Below are 17,660 nucleotides of genomic sequence, written 5' to 3'. Positions count from 1 at the left end.
GATGACTGAACCTCAAGGTACTCGCCTTAATATACGTCCCATTACACTGGCTGATTACCCTCAGTTGGCTGATATTATGGCGAAAGTCTATCCAGATCTTGGTGGTGCCTGGTCGGAAGCAACGCTGGCCAAGCTTATCAGGCTATTTCCTGCAGGCCAGATCGCTATAGTTGACCATGATCATGTGGTGGCCGTGGCGTTGACGCTGTGTGTTAAGTATGACAAGTATTCCATACCGCATCGCTATGATGAGGTGATCAATGAAAAGCGTATCCCTGGTCACAACGCCAAGGGGGATGCGCTCTATGGACTGGATGTGTTTGTCGACCCCAACTACCGTGGCGCAAGGCTAGGGCGGCGCTTGTATGAGGCGCGTAAAGAGCTCTGCCGTGATTTGAACTTGCGTGCGATTTTAGCCGGTGGTCGTCTGCCTGGTTACCATAAAGTGGCTGATCAGATGGAAGTCACAGACTATATCGAGGCAGTGGGGCGTAAAAGCATCCACGATCCAATACTGTCTTTTCAACTATCCAACGATTTTACCGTCAAGCGTCTTATGCGTGGCTACCTGCCCGAAGACACTAATTCTGCCGGCTTTGCCACGCTGCTTGAATGGGACAATATTTTTTACGAGCGCGACGATAACAGCATCGCTTATGAAAGTATCAAGTCACAAGTGCGCGTCGGGGTGGTGCAATGGCAAATGCAGCAAACCCATTCGGTGGATGACCTGTTAAATCAGGTTGAGTTTTTTGTCGATGCCATGTCTGATTACCGTTCAGATTTTGCACTCTTTCCGGAGTTTTTCAGCGCCCCCTTGATGGGCCTGGCGCCTGATTTGTCGGCTGTAGAGGCCATGCGCTTTCTGGCTGGCTTTACTAAAGAGATCTGTTATCGCATCTCACAGATGGCGGTCAGTTATAACATCAATATCATTGCTGGCTCTTTACCCCTGATCGACAATGACCAGGTCTACAACGTAGCCTATCTTTGTCGTCGAGATGGCAGTGTGGAAGAGCAGCGTAAAATTCATATTACGCCCTCAGAGCGACGTGACTGGATTATCAGCGGTGGCGACCGTATCCAAACCTTTGAAACCGATGCTGGCCGAGTAGGAATACTGATCTGTTACGATGTCGAGTTTCCTGAACTGGGCCGTATTCTTGCAGAACAGAAGCTCGATATCTTGTTTGTGCCTTTCTGGACAGATACCAAAAATGGCTACTTACGGGTTCGACATTGTGCCCAGGCGCGGGCCATCGAAAACGAGTGCTATGTGGTGATCGGCGGCTCTTGTGGCAATTTGCCCCGTGTCGACAATGTAGATATACAGTATGCTCAAAGTGCTGTATTCACGCCGTCAGACCTGTTCTTTCCGCACGATGCGATACAAAGTGAAGCTGTAGCCAACTCCGAGCAATTGCTATTTGCTGATCTGGATATTGATAAACTACAGCAGTTGCATTTTGAGGGTTCAGTCAATAATTTGCGTGATCGACGTAATGATTTGTACCAGTTGAAATGGTTCGACGATGCAGAATAGTGTTACTTTGATGTGACACTGATGAATACTATAGTAAAATACTGGGTTTTTTATGGTCTGCTGTGCTCCATTTTCATGCCCTAGTGCGTAAGTTGAGATAACACAGGCCGGAGACTAATTTAATGCCTTTTAGTAATGCCATCATCAAGATTACCAACCTGCGACTTCGAACCTTTATAGGATTCAATCCGGAAGAGCGTGAAAAAAAACAAGATGTCGTGATTAATGCGGAGATACATTATCCGGTTAATCGTGGCTGTTTGACTGACCAGGTGGATGCGGCGCTGGACTATAAGGGTATTACTAAGCAGATTATTGCACATGTCGAAGATGGGCAGTTTCTCCTGCTGGAGAAACTGGTATCCGATGTGCTCAATATCTGCGCGGAACCGGATGTGGTAACCCATGCTCAGGTACGAATCGACAAGCCTCATGCGTTGAGATTTGCCGACTCTGTCTCCTTAACCCTTCATTACGATAAGTGCTAAAGCACAACGACAGCACACAGGAGCACTTAGGATGATATCAATGGAAGCCGCACGCGTTCGTCAGGTTCTTATTGATCGAGGGCTGGAAACACCGCTTACAGAGCAGCGTTTAACAGCCGACGAAAAGTACCAAAAAATTAAGCAATCCATGACGGATGTAGTACAGACGCTAGGGCTGGATCTGGATGATGATAGTCTGGCCGAAACCCCTCATCGCATTGCCAAGATGTATGTGTATGAGATTTTCTCCGGTCTCGACTATAACAACTTTCCAACCATGTCGTTGATCGAAAACAAGATGCAAGTGGATGAAATGGTAAAGGTATCTGACATAGGTCTTACCAGTACTTGCGAGCACCATTTTATTACCATCGATGGTTCGGCCAAAGTAGCCTATATACCCGGTGATAAGATTATTGGATTGTCTAAAATCAATCGGTTAGTCAGGTTTTTTGCGCAAAGACCTCAGGTTCAGGAGCGTCTGACACAGCAGATTTTGATAGCATTACAAACCTTACTTGAAACTGAAAATGTTGCTGTTTCGATAGAGGCGACACATTATTGTGTCAAATCGAGAGGGGTTATGGACGTTAACTCGCGCACTTCAACCACGGCGCTGGGTGGGGTTTTTAAAGCGAACATTCATACCCGTGCAGAATTTCTAAAGTAAGTCACTGGCGATAGATGCTGTTTAGATAAGGAGAAGGGTGTTGAGTGGAACGCTACTGATTACCGGTGTTGGTCAGCGTATTGGTCAACACCTTGCTGAGCACCTGCAGGCGCAAGGTTATCAGGTCATAGGGACTTATCGAACTGATAGATCATCACTGGCAGAGTTAAGCGAGCAGGGCGTTCAGCTAGTTCGGTGTGACTTCAATCAACCCACTCAGGTCACTGAATTAATTGAGCAAGTGCAACGTCAGGCACCCGCATTGCGTGGCATTATCCATAACGCTTCAGACTGGTTACCGGATCGCGGTGCCGAGTCAGCCGTGGCCACACTTCAGACCATGATGCAGGTGCATGTTGCCGTGCCTTATCAGTTAAATCTGGCGCTGCAGGATCAGCTAATGGCCTCCGAGGTCGCTGATATAATTCATCTGACCGATTATGTGGCAGAAAAGGGCAGTCGAAAACATATTGCCTATGCCGCCAGCAAAGCCGCCCTGGCCAATATGACCCTGTCTTTTGCCCAACTGCTGGCGCCTAAGGTAAAGGTCAACAGTATTGCTCCGGCGCTAATCCTGTTCAATGACGGTGACAGTGAAGAATACAAGCAAAAAGCCCGCTCCAAGTCATTGATGAGCAAAGAAGCTGGCGCAGATGAAATGTTACAGGCTGTGGACTACCTGTTACAGAGTCGCTATGTCACCGGTCGCAGCCTGGCCGTTGATGGTGGACGTCATTTGAAATAAGCAAGGTCAACTGGCACCCAGCACACCACAAACCTGCTCCAAGGTTTCCCGAATCGGCGCATTGATTTGCAACTGAGACAGTTCATCAGCACGCGTGCGCCCCAGACTAAGCGTGGCTATCGGTATACCCCATTCAGCCGCGCGGCGACAGAAACGAAATCCCGAGAAAACCATCAGCGATGAGCCAATTACCAGCAGGCCATCGCTGGCTTTGAGAGCCTCCAGGCTGCTTTCTACCCGCTCTTTGGGCACATTGTCGCCGAAAAACACCACATCCGGTTTCAAAATACCGCCGCACTTCGGGCAATCAGGCACTCTAAATTGAGAAAAGTCCATTTCCACATGCGCATCGCCATCGGGGGCCGCTATGGCCTTGATCGCCGCAAACTCAGGATTGATCTCAGCCGACCGCTTGTGTACTTCATCCCGCTCAGTACGATAATGGCAGGCCATGCAAATTACCTGGTCAGAGCGCCCATGCAGATCAGTCACTTGATGAGAGCCGGCTTTCTGATGCAATCGATCGACATTTTGTGTCACTAGCAGTTGCAAATGGCCGTTACGCTCCATTTCAGCAAGACTGAAATGTGCGCCGCTGGGTTGTGCATCACGAATTACTGGCCAACCAGGAAGGCTGCGGGCCCAGTAACGTTGCCGAACGGCTGGCTGGGTCATAAAGGCCTGGTGCTGGACGGGTTGCTTTTGCTTCCACTCGCCACGTGCATCGCGGTAATCCGGAATACCCGAGTCGGTGCTAACCCCCGCGCCTGTAAGCACCACTAATCGAGGATGCTGCTGGATAAAATGCAGCAATTTTTCATCAGCATCAGCTGTCAGTGGTGGGGCGGAGGCCACCTTAGTCACCGAAGTGGCTAGCGTTCTCATAATAAGCATTCGCCTCTAACGCGGTGAAGATAATTTCTACCGGATTATAACCCTGAGCGTTGAGGTGTTGCGCAATCACGGCCGCACTTCGATCTCTGACAGTCTGGCCACGTTCGAACCAGCGCACATCGACGAACGGGAAGGGAGTTACAACCTCACCCGATAGAATCTGGGTGGAGTGCATGACCTCCAATAGGAAGTTGTCTGGCGTGGTGTCCATGGCCTGACAAAGATCATCGACCAGTTGGCGTGAACAACGCTGAACGGCTTGTGAATCAATACCGTGAAATTGAAGTTGTGGCATTAACAAATTTCCTTAAATACTGGATGGTTAAGCTGCTAGTCATTTTACACCGAATAAAGTAGCGCCATGTTAAACATCAATCATGTTACGTACAAACGCATCTGTCTGGTTCTGTTGCTTGCAGGTTTAAGTGGCTGTGCTGCCCGCTACCCGTTAGGGATACCTGAAGAGCAATGGCTATTACTCACGACACAGCAGCAGTTGACTGCGCGCAGTCAACAGGCCGCTTTGGATCAGGCATCGCAAGCTCGCCGCGAGGCAGAAGCACGAGCACGTGAAGCTGAGGCCATCAAACAGGCCGCTGAGCTGGAGCAGCGCCGTCGTGATGCGGGTTACGGTGAGCGGGTTCAATGCATACTGGAGTCGGCCGAAGGCTATATCCGAGGCCGCTGGGAACCTGTGCGTCCATTGGCGATGGACCTTGTTAGCGGTTACGCGGTGGAACTTACCCTGTCTGACACGCGCAATCGCTATCAGCAATCCGTGTACGCAGGCTTTGATGGACAGGTGGTGAGCTTGTGTCGTTCGGCTCAGGCGCTGCAATGGTCAGCGACTAGCGAGTGTATCGCAATGGCAGCAACGCGTCAGCAGCTGCAGCGCGGCGTTAGTCGCTACCTGGAGCAGGAACGCTTGTTACGTGGAACCCTCTACTGCGATCTGGTACCTCAGGCGCCGCCAGGGCAGCGCCTGATAATCCGCTAATCAGACAGGCTCAGCCCAAAGATCGTATTCATCGGCATCCACCACCCGTGCCCGGACAATCGTCCCGGGTTTGAGGTGAGTGGCGTTGTCGAGGAATACCTGGCCATCGATTTCAGGGGCATCGGCTTTGCTGCGTCCTACGGCACCTTCCTCAACCACTTCATCGATAATCACATCGATTTCGGTGCCAATGCGTTGCTGCAGTCTGGCTGCACTGATGCGCGCCTGAACCGCCATAAAGCGCTCCCAGCGCTCCTGTTTGATCTCGTCTGGCACAGCTTCCGCCAGGTCGTTTGCTGTGGCACCCTCGACAGGGGAGTACTGGAAGCAGCCAACACGATCCAACTGCGCTTCTTCAAGAAACTCCAGCAACAGCTGAAAGTCTTCTTCGGTTTCACCTGGGAAGCCAACAATAAAGGTACTGCGAATAACCAGTTCAGGGCAGATAGCACGCCAGGTGCGGATACGCTCCAGGGTGTTCTCAGCGTGAGCCGGGCGCTTCATCATGCTCAATACGCGTGGACTGGCATGCTGGAATGGAATATCCAGATAGGGGAGGATCTTGCCTTCGGCCATCAGCGGGATTACTTTGTCCACGGATGGGTAAGGGTAGACATAGTGCAGGCGTACCCAAACACCCAGATCACCTAATGCCTGGCAGAGTTCAAGCAGGCGCGTTTTCACAGGGCGGCCATTCCAAATACTTAATGGGTACTTTAAGTCAACGCCGTAAGCACTTGTATCTTGTGAAACTATTAATAGTTCTTTAACGCCAGCTTTCACCAGTCCCTCGGCTTCACGCATCACTTCATCAGCGGTACGGGATACCAGATCACCACGCAGTGAGGGGATGATGCAGAAGGTACAGCGATGGTTGCAGCCTTCACTGATTTTGACATACGCGTAATGTCTGGGTGTCAGTTTGATGCCTTGAGGCGGTACCAGGCTAATGAACGGATCATGCTCAGCTTGATGCGGTGCATGTTCATGCACCGCGTTAACAACTGACTCATAAGCTTGTGGCCCTGTTACTGTGAGCACCTGTGGATGCAGGTTGCGGATCTCTTGCTCATTTACACCCAGGCAGCCAGTCACTATGACGCGACCATTTTCTTTGATCGCTTCGCCAATGGCATCCAAAGACTCAGCTTTAGCGCTGTCGATAAAGCCGCAGGTGTTTACCACCACTATGTCGGCATTATCATAGGAAGGGGAGATCTCATAACCTTCAGTGCGGAGCTGTGTAAGGATGCGCTCAGAATCGACCAGTGCCTTGGGGCAACCCAGACTGACGAAACCTACCTTGGGTGCATTCATGTAATCCAAAAACCTCAATGAAAAAATCAAAACGCGATTTTAACCAAAACTGCTGCTACTAGCGAGAAAACTCGCTTGCGTGCAGCGTATAGCATGGTAATATCGACTAACAATACATACCATTCAATACGTATCGTGTACTAATAATATGGCTAGATCCAGCAATACCCACCAATCCGTGTTCAAGGCGGCTGATACGCTGTTAGAGCAGGGTATCCGCCCAACGCAGCAAAATGTGCGTGAGCTTATCGGTACCGGCAGCATTACCACCATCAATCGAGCGCTTGGCGAATGGTGGGGAACCCTCAGTGAGCGGCTTAACCGACGTCAGGCGCACCCTGAACTACCAGAGCCGGTGCTTAAGCTTGCCAGTCAGACCTGGGATCGGGCGTTGGCCTACGCCGAGAAGCGCTTTCACGAACAGGCCGCGCAATACACCGACAAGATCAGTGTCCTGGAGCAAGCTCTCAAGCAGGCGGAGCAGGGAGGTGGTCATGCGCTTTCTTTGTTGCAGCAGGAGCATCAGACATTACTGCAGCGTCACGCCTCGCTGCTTGAGGAGTTTCGACAACATAGCCAGGATTATCGCGAGCTGGAAGAAAAGTTATTTCGCACCTCCGCCCGACTGGATGCCGCCGAGCGCGAACTGCTTCATGCCAGCCAAATTTCACCTGGAAAACCACAAAATGATGAAGTCATTGAATATCGTGTTAAAATCCGCATTCAGGAAGAGGAAATAGCTCGGCTGAAAAAACAAAATACCGATTTGCAGTCGGACAATGCCGGGTTACGCCGCCAGTTAAATGAGGCAGAAAAGCAAGCACTGGAACAGCGGCATCAGATGGAGCTGATTAAAGCGCGATATTCTGTATGATCCCAATTAAATCATGAGTTTAATCAGCTGAATTTATGGAACAATTTATACCTGCAGGTAGCTCAGTTCAAAGTATTCGCGATATGATTCGTAACGCTGCGACTGGTGAGATATTTTGTTGTCGGGATCTGGAACTGTTTGAAACGGCCAAGGTGGCGTTAGTCGCAGAGAAGGTTGCCGGTATCACTGTGCAGCTGATTGATGAGAGCGATTATATTGTTCGGCAGGTTTCTTCCAAGCGTCGTGGCGATCAGAAAAAAAGCGACCAGCTCAACGATAGACAGCTGGCCGTCATACGTGCACTAGAAAAAGTTTTACAACATTGTCGCAAGGAGGGCGTACAACTGATAGGATTTAGTGATGAGCTGGTGGCGCAACCGGCTCATCTGGACCCAGCGGAGGGAATATCGCCTTATGCGCTTGACCTGGATATACATGACGTATACCGAGGTGCAGATAGTTTGAAAAAGGGCGTTTGAATATGACAATCCGTTTACTACTGGTCGATGATCATTCCATCATCCGTGCCGGTTACCAGCAGATATTACAGAAAAACCCTGACATAGAGGTGGTAGCCGAGGCAGAAACCGGCTACTGCGCAATCAAGGCCTGTAAAGATCACAAGCCTGATGTCGTGGTTTTAGATTTATCCATTCCTTTCAAAAAAGAATCAGAGGAAGTGTCTTCAGCGTGCGGGCTTGAAACCATTCGCAAAATCATTGCCATGGACAAAAAAGCCAAGCTTCTGGTGCTGACCGCCATGAGTGGTGAGCCCTATCCAACCCAGGCTGTTACCGCCGGAGCCATGGGGTATCTGACCAAGCACTGTGCACCAGATGAGCTGATTCGGGCAGTTGAATCCGTGGCGAACGGTATACCTTATTTTTCTGCTTCAATACAAAGTGAAATGGATGGAGCGGATACCCAATCACCCGCATCCTGCCTGAGCAAACGCGAACTTGAAGTGTTTAGCATGTTGGCTGAAAGCTACTCAGCCGGTAAGATCGCTGATGCTATGTCTCTCAGTCCGAAAACGGTACATGCGCATCGCGCCAATATTCTGCGTAAACTCAAGCTCAAAAATAACGCCGATCTGGTCAAGCTGGCGGTTCGTTCTGGTTTTACTGCCAGTTGAGTTCATGCTCTTAGGTCTGTGTTCGACAGCGGCTTTCAAGTCAATTAAACGGTATTTTGAATGAATCACTATGAAATGATCATTTTTGATCTCGATGGCACTCTGCTTGATACAGTGGAAGAGGTGGCCTATGCCATGAATGACGCGCTGCAGGAGTCTGAATTACCCGTCATTACCTTATCTCAGGCGCGAGACTGGGTAGGAAAGGGGGCGCCACATTTTCTGACCCAGGTGCTGGAGCATCACCAACTAACTGATCAGGTCAGTTTTGAGTCACTGCTGAACCTGTTTTACAAACATTATGAACGGCGTTCAGGCACCCTTAGTAAACTCTATCCATCGGTACGAGAAACTCTAGAAATACTAAGTAAATCAAAGCGTAAGCTCTGCATTGTCAGCAATAAATTTAAACGCGGCACTGATAAAGTCTTAAAGGCCCATCAACTCGACCACTTGTTTGATGACATATTCGGTGGCGACTCTTTTGAGCAGAAAAAGCCAGACCCAGTGGCTGTTCATTTTTTGATGCAGAAATACACTTTGTTACCAGATCAGGTTCTGTTTATCGGTGACTCCTCAACCGATGTGGCTACGGCACGCAATGCTGGAGTAACGGTATGGACTGTTCCTTATGGCTATAATCATGGTGAGGCGATTCAAAAATCGATGCCTGACAGAATGATAGAAGATTTTTCTGAGCTGCAGGCTCGATTGTCTGCCTAATTATATAAAAACAAGGGAGATGTCACATGATAACAATAGCAATTAATGGGTTTGGCCGAGTCGGACGCATGGTCATGCGTGCTGCCCATGAAAACTTTTCTGATCAGGTACAGGTCGTGGCAATTAATGATCTGCTGGAACCTGAATACCTCGCGTACTTATTAAAGTATGACAGTGTGCAACGGCGCTTTGCAGGCGATATTCGAGTGGATCAAGGCCAGCTTTTCATAAATGAACGGCCGGTTCGTTTAAGTGCCTGCGCTGATCCTAAGCAGCTAGACTGGCAGGGCGCGGATGTGGTGATTGAATCCACCGGACATTTTCTAACAGCGGAGACAGCGAAAGCACACTTACAAGCCGGAGCGCGCCGTGTAATCATGTCGGCACCCAGTAAAGATGACACCCCGATGTTTGTCTACGGTGTCAATCATCACACCTATGCAGGGCAACCGATCCTATCAAATGCATCCTGCACAACCAATTGCTTAGCACCATTAGCTAAAGTGATACACGATAGCTTCGGCATACGTAGAGGCTTGATGACTACGGTACATGCCGTGACAGCAACACAGAAAACAGTCGACAGCCCATCAAGTAAAGACTGGCGTGGCGGGCGCGGAATTCTGGATAACATCATCCCGTCATCCACCGGTGCAGCCAAAGCTGTTGGTAAGGTAATACCTGAGCTCAGTGGCAAACTGACGGGCATGGCATTTCGTGTGCCGACTTCTAATGTATCCGTGGTAGATCTGACCGTTGAGTTGCAGCGTGACGTAGATTACAGCGAACTCTGCGAACAGATACGGACTGCCAGTGAGACACACCTAAAAGGCATTCTTGGCTACACAGAGGATAAAGTGGTTTCAACAGACTTTATTGGTGAGGCCTGCACCAGTATTTTTGATGCTGATGCCAGCATTGCGTTAGACAAGAGTTTCATGAAGCTAGTGGCTTGGTATGACAACGAATGGGGCTATGCCAACAAACTCCTGGAGATGGCTCAAGTAGTGCAGCGTTACCAATACTGACCAAACCAATCAGCAAGAGCAGAATGCCGACCCGGAAATGGGTCGGCGTTTTTGTTTATGTCTATTATAAAGCATGTATCCAACGGTTAGTTTGTAAAAGTTAGTAGGCTTTAACTTCGTTTAAACGCCTTCTATGACGTATTATATAACTTCGTATAATGTATATTATGTTAAATAGGATATAAATAGAGATGATACAGAACGGTCCTTGGTTGTGTTCACAGGTCTGCCCTGATCTATTTAACGTAATCGGAATTATGGGTACGGCTATCAACGCCATTATGCATACGACGACAGCCACCAGTCGCTGATGGCAGATCTACCGATCTGAATCAAATCTGCTTTCGTGCGGAGAGTGTCGAAGAATTCAGTTTCGTGGGTAAAGTATGGCAAAACATAACACAGCACACCTGTGAAACGTTCATAATCTAATCAATGCTTATAGCTGTTTGTCAGCAGGTCAAACACAACCCGCGCAAAACCCTGAGCCACCTGAGGGTTACTGAGTATCTGCATCATCTGATTCTGATGAGCATCAGAACTATCCATCACGGCTTCATCCAGCGCAGCTGGAAAGTCACCCAGAAAAGCCTGTTCCGATGAGTTGTTTCGGATCTGGTGCATCACCTTCTCATTCTCCCCTACTTTATCTGCCACTGTACGGGCGTAGTTGAGCATGTCATCTTCAGTCAGGTTGTCGGTAATAAACAGCTCGTTGAGGCGCTTCAGGATAACCGACAGGAACTCCTCTTTTTTATCCCTGGCTTTCGCCGAGCCAATATCGGTATTGGGGTCGAGGGTGAAGTCTGCCGCATCCTCTTTGAGTTTCAGATTCTGCTGTCGAATTTTAGACAAACGGTAATGGCTCAGTGTTACGTTGCTCAGATCGACATCATCATCCTGATCGAGCTTTTCACGCAGCATGGGCCGAAGATGACGGGCAAACAGGCTGAGTTTTTCCAGCTCTTTATCATCGTAATCGACTATCTGTGACATAAACTCATAGAAGCGTACAAAGCTGCCCAGGTCTTTTTTGAAGATCTCCAGTGCATCTTTTTCCTGCTTAATTTGTCAGAAATTTGTTCCTTTAATTACAGATTATGGCTGCTGAGAATAGTCCGCTAGAGAGTTTTCAGCAGCCAATCTGGGCTCTTTTGACCCTGGCAATTTCTGTGCAGCCTGTGAGTGATAGTCATCGGTGACATACACATCCTTCAAGTGCTTCATATAAGCAATCATAACACTGATCTTTTCAGCGACAGCACAGGAGAAAATATCGGCTTACTTTTCGTTATTCTGTTTTTTATTGCTACCTTCTACCCAGCCATATACGTATCCGCCTATCAGAACTCCTATGATAAGAACCGGAATTACAGCATAGACTGTATTAAAATATAACCACGCAAGCCCGGCAACAATGAACATTAACACTGCCAATAGTTGCCCCATAATATCGGCTAAAAAGCTTCGTGCGCTACCAAGCAGAGATTGAATAAACCGACTCATTTGCAAAGACCTTTTAAGTTTATATTCTCAGGCTTTGAACAGAATTCATTAATCGATATAGGGCCCGGTGTTACTTGGGTTAGCGATATGACCTCAGATAGTACCAACCTAAGGTTATCGAGCATTTCTTGCTCTTCGCTGCTAAGGGGAGTGTTGGTTTCACTGTGAAGATTGATAGAAAATTCCTCAGGGCGCCCTGTTAAAATAGCTTGAATTATTGCTTCAAGCGAGCCATACCCATTCGTAATTGCTTTAATGGCTGCACCGTAACTGGCAATTCCAAAATTTGTGGCACCTCCAGTAAATTTAGCAAAATTTGAAAGGCGTTGACTGCCAAAGCGTCCACCCATGCTCGCATAGTTAGTGAACCGCCCTCCAGACAGTCGCCCTAGAATATCCGCTTTACGATATTTTAAGTTGTATCTCACAATAGCAGCTAAAAGAGGGGTCTCTTCACCTTCTAAGCTAGAACTTACCTCAACTCTCAATGGTTCACTAATCTGCCATAAGCGATTGGCTCTAATTCTCGCAGTCGCTCTATAGCCTTGTCCCCATATCCCCATTTGCATCTGGAGCTGAAATATCCCAACCCACCATGTTATAGGATGGTTATAAGCGCCTTTTAAGAAACGAGACCAGGCAGCTTCATTGCCTCTTGCAAAACTAGTAGTGAAATTTGTTATTTCATGAGCCGGAGAGGACTGAATATTCCTGAGAACAACTTCAATATCACGCTTTTCAGAAATGCCTACATTTAACGATATCATAATGCTTCCTTTCGATTGTATTATTAGGCTTAATCCCGCTTAGCCTCATAGTATTTCCTGGTATGGACGCCTCTTAACGGATCAGTTGGCAGCAGAAGGAAGAATGAAGACATCCTTGATCTGCAATAAAGTTTTTCAGGGCGTAGAGATGCTCATAGCAAAACTCCAATGTAAGAATATTTCTACCATGAGTTATTGTCAAATCTGGTGATCAGCGGTCTGATTAAGCGGCTCTCCTCAGGTCGGATAATGACACCTTTTCTCCATCAATAGTCCATTAGAGAGTTTTCAGCAGCCAATCAGGCTTCCAAAGAAGCGCTCATTTGAATCTAACTATTAGGCTCTTTTGATCCTGGCAATTTTTGTGCAGCCTTGTCGAAGGTGTAGGACCCACCGAATGCTTCACCTAGCTTACTGGCTGTCAGCTTTGCCTTGTTCACGATCAGAGCATCGGCGAAATCTGCTCCAGTTGATTTACGATACTGATCGAGCGCAGTCCAGGTTGCCTGTCCATCTTCAAATCGAATGTTTGGCTCTTGAAATAATGCCTTGATCACGTCAATCAGTTCTGGCTTGCCCAGTTGATATTTTGCGCCTCTCAGTGTCCATATGGTTTCAACCAAAACCACATCAGTGACAAGCACAGCGTCAGCCCCTCCGATCAGCTTTGCCGCTTTGGCTGATTGAACAGGGTCATCTTCAAGCAAATACCGTAACAACACGTTAGTATCAATGGCGATCACGACAGGGCGGACTCCATAGACTGCTCATCGCTTATCGGAGCCTTTGCTTCGACGTTTTTCAACATACCCTTGGCTGCCCCAGATACTTTTTTAACGATATTGATCTGATCTCCCAGGACGTAAGTTTCGATTTCATCCCCTGGCTTTACACCGATAGCCTCTCTTTGACTGGCGGGCAAAGTGATTTGTCCTTTAGCGCTGACTTTTGGCATAACATTAATCTCTTTACATTTTCCATATAGTAAAGATAACGCAATATTTACTTATTACAAGATGTAAATAATTTAAAAAATGGCGGTCAAGTTATTACACCAGTCGCATTATCGCGGCAGCGGCGGATTGATATGCGTCTACCAACTGCTAGACCGTTGGGGACCTGGATCTAAAGAAGATAGTTTAAAAGCCTTGAAGCTGTTGCCAAGCATGCCTGAGAAGGTACTGGATATTAGCTGTGGTAAAGGGCTCGCTACTTGAGTAACCAAGCCTGGTTTGATTACTACTTGCCACTGAAGCGGCGAGTTATCCTGCTGCTAGCTTATTGGCTCATTGTGTAATTTATCATCAGTATCTTTACATTCCCCAACTGAATCCTTGATCACTTCGCTTGCCATTGCGGTTTCCTGTTCAGTCCGGGTTTCAACTACCAGGGCGACATGACCGTTTGCGATTGCATCTCCTATCAGGTCTGAAAGCGTGCCTTCTTTTTTCTTACCGGAGTCATCTGCTGAACCGACTGCGGTTCCGATCAAACCACCCAGGCTTGCGCCCCAGCCTATCAGCACCAGCGGTGCAACCACAGGGCTGGCGACAAATAGCGTCACGCTGGTCGCTGCCAGTGCCACACTACCAAGGACACCGGCACCTGTGCCAACAGCGGTGCCCACTGCCCCATCCACTAATATGTTTTTCAGTGTGGCGTCGCTCTTACCTTCCGGTGCGGGTGATGGTGAATTGGAATCAGCTGAATAGATATGCATTTGTTCACGTGACAAGCCTTTATCAACCAGTTTTGAAACGGCGTTTTCAGCTTCGACACGAAGGGCAAAAAATCCCGATACGTGGTGACGATAGTCGTTCATGATATTTCTCCTGAGGATGGCCTTTTATAAGACAGATGAAATTCAAGCTAGTCTTATGTGGCCAATGCGTCTGTATGCTGGCACACGGAGAAGTGCCTACACCGAGTTAAATTTAGCCATTTGCAATAATGACGATACCCAGTGCCACAGCATAAACCGTCAGGATCAATGCACTTTCAAAGCCTATTCGACCTATGCCATAGGTCTCGCGGCGTACCATGCCGAGCAGTAAAATGGCAGTCATCAGAATGCTGACCAGACCCCAGGTCATCTGGACTGGAGCCATATCATGGTAGATAGAGCCGTGAGGATAGCCCAGATCGGCAGCAGCCACGACCAGCATATTAAAACAATTGGTGCCGAAGATATTGCTCACGGCCAGGGTCAGTGCACCTAAGCGTATCGCGGCGATCGTGGTCACAAGTTCGGGGGTGGATGTGGCGAGAGCTGTCAGTAGACCACCAACCAGCGTGTCAGAAAGCCCGGTTTTATCGGCGATCCCCTTGGCGGCTTCCATCAAAATCCAGCCAGCAATACCCGTTAGAACTGCCAGAGCAACAAAGCTAATCCACGCCTTGATAAGACTACCTTGAAGTTGTGGTGATGGCTTATCTGGTACGGTCTCGCTTGTCAGACGTGGAAACCACATAGGCTTGGCCTCTGTACGCAAAACCAGATGTAGCCCAAACAGATAGGCAATAACAATCACCGGAGTAACCGGATGAACACCCCACTCGGCTATCGTCGGCGAGACGATGGCGAGTAGCGGTAACGTCAGCAACACGATCAGCAACCCTGCCAGCATCAGGTTAACAGAAGATGCGGCAGCATGCTCCAGATTGGCTTTGCGATAGACTATGTCTGCGATACCTAGAAACACCAAGTTTACCGCCATGCTACCCATGACGTTACTCATAGCCAGGTCGGGCCGATTATCCATTGCGGCACTCAGGGTCGCGGCGAAATCCGGTAGCGAAGTCACTCCCGCCAGCAGCAACACGCCGAACAATGCCTCGCCCAAGCCAGTTCGATCGGCTAGCTCATCAGCCAAGTGTGCCAGTCGGCTGCCGGCGGTTATAATACCCAGGGCCGCAATGCCAAAGGCTATGATGCTGATAATCAAGGATGGAAACACTCGGGGCCTCTGACTGTATGGGCTACCTGCGAACGATCACAAAAGACTGACATGGTATCGCTGAAGGGGTTGATCATACGTTAAAGTGTGGTTCGTCACATGACAGACGTCAATTGATTAGGAATGGCACGTAGCCAATGATCAGGCGCTGAACTCAAAGACACTGAGACACATTGTTGAAAATGACCGAACTGTTTAATGGCATCTACAAATGCTGCGATGACGGCATCTTCATCAAAACTGTGTTTTTCTAAATGCAGTGATTTAATCTCCAAATGGCTGGTTTTGCGATGGGCCTTACAATCCATGCGTCCTATAAACTCACCACGGTATAGCAGCGGTAGACAGAAATAACCATACTGACGTTTGGCTGCGGGCACATAGCATTCCAACTGATAGTCGTATTGAAATAGTGCTTTGAGCCGCTCCCGTTGAATGACGCTGTTATCAAATGGCGACAGAATTAGCAGGCGATTGTTCAGCCGAGGAAGCGGGCGTTCCAGCGCCCCTGCTTCCACTATAAAGACCTCACCACTGTTCACCTGCACACTTTCCAGTTCGCCCTGCACCAACCTTTCGTTTACCCGGTTTTTCACAGCTTGGCGTAGCTCAGGGTTGCGACGCTGATAGGTTAACCCTTTGAGTGAAACAAGCCCGTGGCAGCGTAGTTGTTGGTCTATGATGTGCATCGCAAACTCTTCAATGCTGGGCATTTGTGTATTGATGTGAGATGGAAGTACTCGCTCGGTTAGATCATAGGTTTTTTGGAAACCTTCGCGGTCGCTGATCATTAGGTCGCCCTGCATATACAACTGTTCGAGTGCCTTTTTGGCAGGCTTCCAGTCCCACCAGCCTGCACGCTGGATGGTCGAGGTTTCCAGATCCCGGGATCGCAGTGGACCGCCTGACTCTATGCGGGCTAACAATTCGCGCATAAGCTTCTTGTCAGGGTGTCTGAACCAGTGGGTCTGACCACTTTTGATGGCGTGTTTGTAGGGTAAGGAAAAACGAAAGTCGGCTATGGGTAAAAAGGCCGCTGCGTGTGTCCAATACTCGAAAATATCGCCGTCGCGCAGCATCTGATTTGTCATACCTGGCTCGAAATCAGGCACTCGGCTATGTAAAATATGATGGTGTGCACGCTCGACGACCGATATGGTATCAACCTGTACATAGCCTATATGGTTGATCGCCTTACGAGACCCTGCCAAACCACGACCATAGGGTTGTGCTTGCAGCAAACCTTGCGCAGCCAGGGCAAGGCGACGTAAGCGCATAGCGGTCATGACGTACCTCTAATGTATTGGATTATCCATCAGTGTACATTTCAGGGTACGCACGTCAAAACATTCGCGATACATCACCTTAATTATCAGGCCGATTGCTTCCTGGCAATTTCTGCAACATGAGCTCCCTGGAACCGAGCAATTTTAATTTCATTCTCAGACGGTTGCCGACTACCATCGCTATCAGCAAGGGTGCTTGCACCATAAGGCGATCCACCGGTGATTTCATTCATATCGGTGATTTCCTGGCAAGTATAGGGAACGCCAACAATAATCATGCCGTGATGCAACAAGGTGATGTGAAACGTGGTGATGGTGGTTTCCTGTCCGCCGTGCTGTGTAGCTGTCGACGTAAATACGCTACCCACCTTCCCTATCAATTTTCCGCCAGCCCACAGTCCACCAGTTTGATCAAGGAAGTTGCGCATCTGTGCACACATATTGCCAAAGCGTGTAGGCGTACCAAATATAATGGCATCATAATCTGCCAGTTCATCAGGTGTTGCGACTGGTGCCGATTGGTCGAGCTTGGCGCCTGCTTTTGCAGCCGCTTCTTCCGACATAATTTCCGGCACACGCTTGATAGTGACCTCGGTGTCATTGACGCTACGAGCACCTTCTGCCACCGCTTTCGCCATGGTTTCGATATGACCATTGAATCACACCGGCTTTCGTGGAGGCCTATTTCTTTGAGAGAATAAGGCTATGAAAAACTCTAACAGATACTCCC

Annotated in this window: 22 protein-coding genes; 10 read left to right on the top strand and 12 right to left on the bottom strand. The window is 48.7% G+C overall.

Annotated features, from left to right (window positions below; translation table 11 throughout):
* Nucleotide 1 precedes the first annotated feature (1 nt).
* From ACN0R1_RS14170 to folM, 4 genes are all read left to right on the top strand, one after another.
* Nucleotides 2-1,543 carry a GNAT family N-acetyltransferase gene (locus ACN0R1_RS14170; protein ID WP_417583954.1) on the top strand — a complete coding sequence of 514 codons (1,542 nt, stop codon included), beginning with the start codon at nucleotides 2-4 and terminating at the stop codon, nucleotides 1,541-1,543.
* Nucleotides 1,544-1,665: 122 nt separating this feature from the next.
* Entirely contained in the window at nucleotides 1,666-2,031 is a 366-nt protein-coding gene (gene folX, locus ACN0R1_RS14165) for a dihydroneopterin triphosphate 2'-epimerase (RefSeq protein WP_151055365.1), read from the top strand.
* 31 nt (nucleotides 2,032-2,062) lie between these two features.
* Nucleotides 2,063-2,701 carry a GTP cyclohydrolase I FolE gene (gene folE, locus ACN0R1_RS14160; RefSeq protein WP_417583952.1) on the top strand — a complete coding sequence of 213 codons (639 nt, stop codon included), beginning with the start codon at nucleotides 2,063-2,065 and terminating at the stop codon, nucleotides 2,699-2,701.
* 40 nt (nucleotides 2,702-2,741) lie between these two features.
* The gene (gene folM, locus ACN0R1_RS14155; protein ID WP_417583950.1) at nucleotides 2,742-3,446 is read left to right on the top strand and encodes a dihydromonapterin reductase; all 705 of its coding nucleotides are present in this window, start codon (nucleotides 2,742-2,744) and stop codon (nucleotides 3,444-3,446) included.
* A gap of 6 nt (nucleotides 3,447-3,452) precedes the next feature.
* Here folM and ACN0R1_RS14150 read toward each other — a convergent pair whose 3' ends face one another.
* Together ACN0R1_RS14150 and ACN0R1_RS14145 are read right to left on the bottom strand one after the other, a co-directional pair.
* A complete protein-coding gene (locus ACN0R1_RS14150; RefSeq protein WP_417583948.1) occupies nucleotides 3,453-4,331 on the bottom strand; it encodes an NAD-dependent protein deacetylase in 879 nt (292 codons plus the stop codon).
* Complete coding sequence (locus tag ACN0R1_RS14145) at nucleotides 4,303-4,635, bottom strand: DUF1904 family protein (protein WP_417583946.1); 333 nt, start codon at nucleotides 4,633-4,635, stop codon at nucleotides 4,303-4,305. Before ACN0R1_RS14145 ends, ACN0R1_RS14150 begins: the two co-directional genes overlap by 29 nt.
* 66 nt (nucleotides 4,636-4,701) lie before the next feature.
* On the opposite strand from ACN0R1_RS14145, the gene ACN0R1_RS14140 reads away from it, so the two are divergent.
* The gene (locus ACN0R1_RS14140; RefSeq protein ID WP_417583944.1) at nucleotides 4,702-5,337 is read left to right on the top strand and encodes a hypothetical protein; all 636 of its coding nucleotides are present in this window, start codon (nucleotides 4,702-4,704) and stop codon (nucleotides 5,335-5,337) included.
* Here the strand turns inward: ACN0R1_RS14140 and rimO are convergent, their stop codons facing one another.
* The gene (gene rimO / locus ACN0R1_RS14135; RefSeq protein ID WP_417583942.1) at nucleotides 5,338-6,654 is read right to left on the bottom strand and encodes a 30S ribosomal protein S12 methylthiotransferase RimO; all 1,317 of its coding nucleotides are present in this window, start codon (nucleotides 6,652-6,654) and stop codon (nucleotides 5,338-5,340) included.
* Nucleotides 6,655-6,802: 148 nt separating this feature from the next.
* Between rimO and ACN0R1_RS14130 the strand changes: the two genes are divergently transcribed.
* Genes ACN0R1_RS14130 through gap form a run of 5 tightly spaced genes read left to right on the top strand, consistent with a single transcriptional unit; the run spans nucleotide 6,803 to nucleotide 10,414 of the window.
* Entirely contained in the window at nucleotides 6,803-7,528 is a 726-nt protein-coding gene (locus ACN0R1_RS14130) for a DNA-binding protein (protein WP_417583940.1), read from the top strand.
* A gap of 35 nt (nucleotides 7,529-7,563) precedes the next feature.
* Nucleotides 7,564-8,007: a response regulator gene (locus ACN0R1_RS14125; protein WP_417583938.1), complete on the top strand. Its 444-nt coding sequence runs from the start codon at nucleotides 7,564-7,566 to the stop codon at nucleotides 8,005-8,007.
* A gap of 2 nt (nucleotides 8,008-8,009) precedes the next feature.
* The gene (locus tag ACN0R1_RS14120) at nucleotides 8,010-8,663 is read left to right on the top strand and encodes a response regulator (RefSeq protein WP_417583936.1); all 654 of its coding nucleotides are present in this window, start codon (nucleotides 8,010-8,012) and stop codon (nucleotides 8,661-8,663) included.
* 60 nt (nucleotides 8,664-8,723) lie between these two features.
* Nucleotides 8,724-9,386, top strand: a complete 663-nt coding sequence (locus tag ACN0R1_RS14115; RefSeq protein WP_417583934.1) for an HAD-IA family hydrolase — start codon at nucleotides 8,724-8,726, stop codon at nucleotides 9,384-9,386.
* 26 nt (nucleotides 9,387-9,412) lie between these two features.
* Nucleotides 9,413-10,414, top strand: a complete 1,002-nt coding sequence (gene gap / locus ACN0R1_RS14110; protein ID WP_417583932.1) for a type I glyceraldehyde-3-phosphate dehydrogenase — start codon at nucleotides 9,413-9,415, stop codon at nucleotides 10,412-10,414.
* A 432-nt stretch (nucleotides 10,415-10,846) separates the two neighbouring features.
* Here the strand turns inward: gap and ACN0R1_RS14105 are convergent, their stop codons facing one another.
* The 9 genes from ACN0R1_RS14105 to wrbA all read right to left on the bottom strand — a co-directional run bounded on the left by ACN0R1_RS14105 (nucleotide 10,847) and on the right by wrbA (nucleotide 17,577).
* Nucleotides 10,847-11,410 (bottom strand): hypothetical protein, encoded by a 564-nt coding sequence (locus ACN0R1_RS14105; protein WP_417583930.1) that lies wholly within the window; start codon nucleotides 11,408-11,410, stop codon nucleotides 10,847-10,849.
* A 285-nt stretch (nucleotides 11,411-11,695) separates the two neighbouring features.
* A complete protein-coding gene (locus ACN0R1_RS14100; RefSeq protein ID WP_417583928.1) occupies nucleotides 11,696-11,920 on the bottom strand; it encodes a hypothetical protein in 225 nt (74 codons plus the stop codon).
* Nucleotides 11,917-12,687: a hypothetical protein gene (locus ACN0R1_RS14095; RefSeq protein WP_417583926.1), complete on the bottom strand. Its 771-nt coding sequence runs from the start codon at nucleotides 12,685-12,687 to the stop codon at nucleotides 11,917-11,919. Before ACN0R1_RS14095 ends, ACN0R1_RS14100 begins: the two co-directional genes overlap by 4 nt.
* A gap of 329 nt (nucleotides 12,688-13,016) precedes the next feature.
* Nucleotides 13,017-13,430: a PIN domain-containing protein gene (locus ACN0R1_RS14090; RefSeq protein ID WP_417583924.1), complete on the bottom strand. Its 414-nt coding sequence runs from the start codon at nucleotides 13,428-13,430 to the stop codon at nucleotides 13,017-13,019.
* Nucleotides 13,427-13,642, bottom strand: coding sequence for an AbrB/MazE/SpoVT family DNA-binding domain-containing protein (locus tag ACN0R1_RS14085; RefSeq protein ID WP_417583922.1), 216 nt, complete (start codon nucleotides 13,640-13,642; stop codon nucleotides 13,427-13,429). Before ACN0R1_RS14085 ends, ACN0R1_RS14090 begins: the two co-directional genes overlap by 4 nt.
* Nucleotides 13,643-13,960: 318 nt before the next feature.
* The gene (locus tag ACN0R1_RS14080; protein ID WP_417583920.1) at nucleotides 13,961-14,509 is read right to left on the bottom strand and encodes a hypothetical protein; all 549 of its coding nucleotides are present in this window, start codon (nucleotides 14,507-14,509) and stop codon (nucleotides 13,961-13,963) included.
* Between the two features lie 112 nt (nucleotides 14,510-14,621).
* Nucleotides 14,622-15,644 (bottom strand): sodium:calcium antiporter, encoded by a 1,023-nt coding sequence (locus tag ACN0R1_RS14075; protein ID WP_417583918.1) that lies wholly within the window; start codon nucleotides 15,642-15,644, stop codon nucleotides 14,622-14,624.
* A 95-nt stretch (nucleotides 15,645-15,739) separates the two neighbouring features.
* Nucleotides 15,740-16,930 (bottom strand): winged helix-turn-helix domain-containing protein, encoded by a 1,191-nt coding sequence (locus ACN0R1_RS14070; RefSeq protein ID WP_417583916.1) that lies wholly within the window; start codon nucleotides 16,928-16,930, stop codon nucleotides 15,740-15,742.
* A gap of 86 nt (nucleotides 16,931-17,016) precedes the next feature.
* Nucleotides 17,017-17,577 (bottom strand): NAD(P)H:quinone oxidoreductase, encoded by a 561-nt coding sequence (gene wrbA, locus ACN0R1_RS14065; protein WP_417584022.1) that lies wholly within the window; start codon nucleotides 17,575-17,577, stop codon nucleotides 17,017-17,019.
* Nucleotides 17,578-17,660 lie beyond the last annotated feature (83 nt).

The sequence above is a fragment of the Nitrincola sp. genome, assembly GCF_048264025.1.
Taxonomy (GTDB): Bacteria; Pseudomonadota; Gammaproteobacteria; order Pseudomonadales; family Balneatricaceae; genus Nitrincola.
The sequence above is the reverse complement of the archived record's forward strand: the minus strand, read 5'-3'. Positions and strand labels throughout refer to the sequence as shown.

Bases quoted from the DNA above. Each gene is read 5' to 3' on its own strand.
- ACN0R1_RS14130 (WP_417583940.1), top strand. From the start codon at position 6,803: ATGGCTAGATCCAGCAATACCCACCAATCCGTGTTCAAGGCGGCTGAT.
- folX (WP_151055365.1), top strand. From the start codon at position 1,666: ATGCCTTTTAGTAATGCCATCATCAAGATTACCAACCTGCGACTTCGA.
- folE (WP_417583952.1), top strand. From the start codon at position 2,063: ATGATATCAATGGAAGCCGCACGCGTTCGTCAGGTTCTTATTGATCGA.
- ACN0R1_RS14120 (WP_417583936.1), top strand. From the start codon at position 8,010: ATGACAATCCGTTTACTACTGGTCGATGATCATTCCATCATCCGTGCC.
- gap (WP_417583932.1), top strand. From the start codon at position 9,413: ATGATAACAATAGCAATTAATGGGTTTGGCCGAGTCGGACGCATGGTC.
- ACN0R1_RS14095 (WP_417583926.1), bottom strand. From the start codon at position 12,687: ATGATATCGTTAAATGTAGGCATTTCTGAAAAGCGTGATATTGAAGTT.
- rimO (WP_417583942.1), bottom strand. From the start codon at position 6,654: ATGAATGCACCCAAGGTAGGTTTCGTCAGTCTGGGTTGCCCCAAGGCA.
- ACN0R1_RS14100 (WP_417583928.1), bottom strand. From the start codon at position 11,920: ATGAGTCGGTTTATTCAATCTCTGCTTGGTAGCGCACGAAGCTTTTTA.
- ACN0R1_RS14070 (WP_417583916.1), bottom strand. From the start codon at position 16,930: ATGACCGCTATGCGCTTACGTCGCCTTGCCCTGGCTGCGCAAGGTTTG.
- ACN0R1_RS14105 (WP_417583930.1), bottom strand. From the start codon at position 11,410: ATGTCACAGATAGTCGATTACGATGATAAAGAGCTGGAAAAACTCAGC.
- ACN0R1_RS14115 (WP_417583934.1), top strand. From the start codon at position 8,724: ATGAATCACTATGAAATGATCATTTTTGATCTCGATGGCACTCTGCTT.
- ACN0R1_RS14140 (WP_417583944.1), top strand. From the start codon at position 4,702: ATGTTAAACATCAATCATGTTACGTACAAACGCATCTGTCTGGTTCTG.
- ACN0R1_RS14145 (WP_417583946.1), bottom strand. From the start codon at position 4,635: ATGCCACAACTTCAATTTCACGGTATTGATTCACAAGCCGTTCAGCGT.
- ACN0R1_RS14125 (WP_417583938.1), top strand. From the start codon at position 7,564: ATGGAACAATTTATACCTGCAGGTAGCTCAGTTCAAAGTATTCGCGAT.
- ACN0R1_RS14085 (WP_417583922.1), bottom strand. From the start codon at position 13,642: ATGCCAAAAGTCAGCGCTAAAGGACAAATCACTTTGCCCGCCAGTCAA.
- ACN0R1_RS14080 (WP_417583920.1), bottom strand. From the start codon at position 14,509: ATGAACGACTATCGTCACCACGTATCGGGATTTTTTGCCCTTCGTGTC.
- ACN0R1_RS14150 (WP_417583948.1), bottom strand. From the start codon at position 4,331: ATGAGAACGCTAGCCACTTCGGTGACTAAGGTGGCCTCCGCCCCACCA.
- ACN0R1_RS14170 (WP_417583954.1), top strand. From the start codon at position 2: ATGACTGAACCTCAAGGTACTCGCCTTAATATACGTCCCATTACACTG.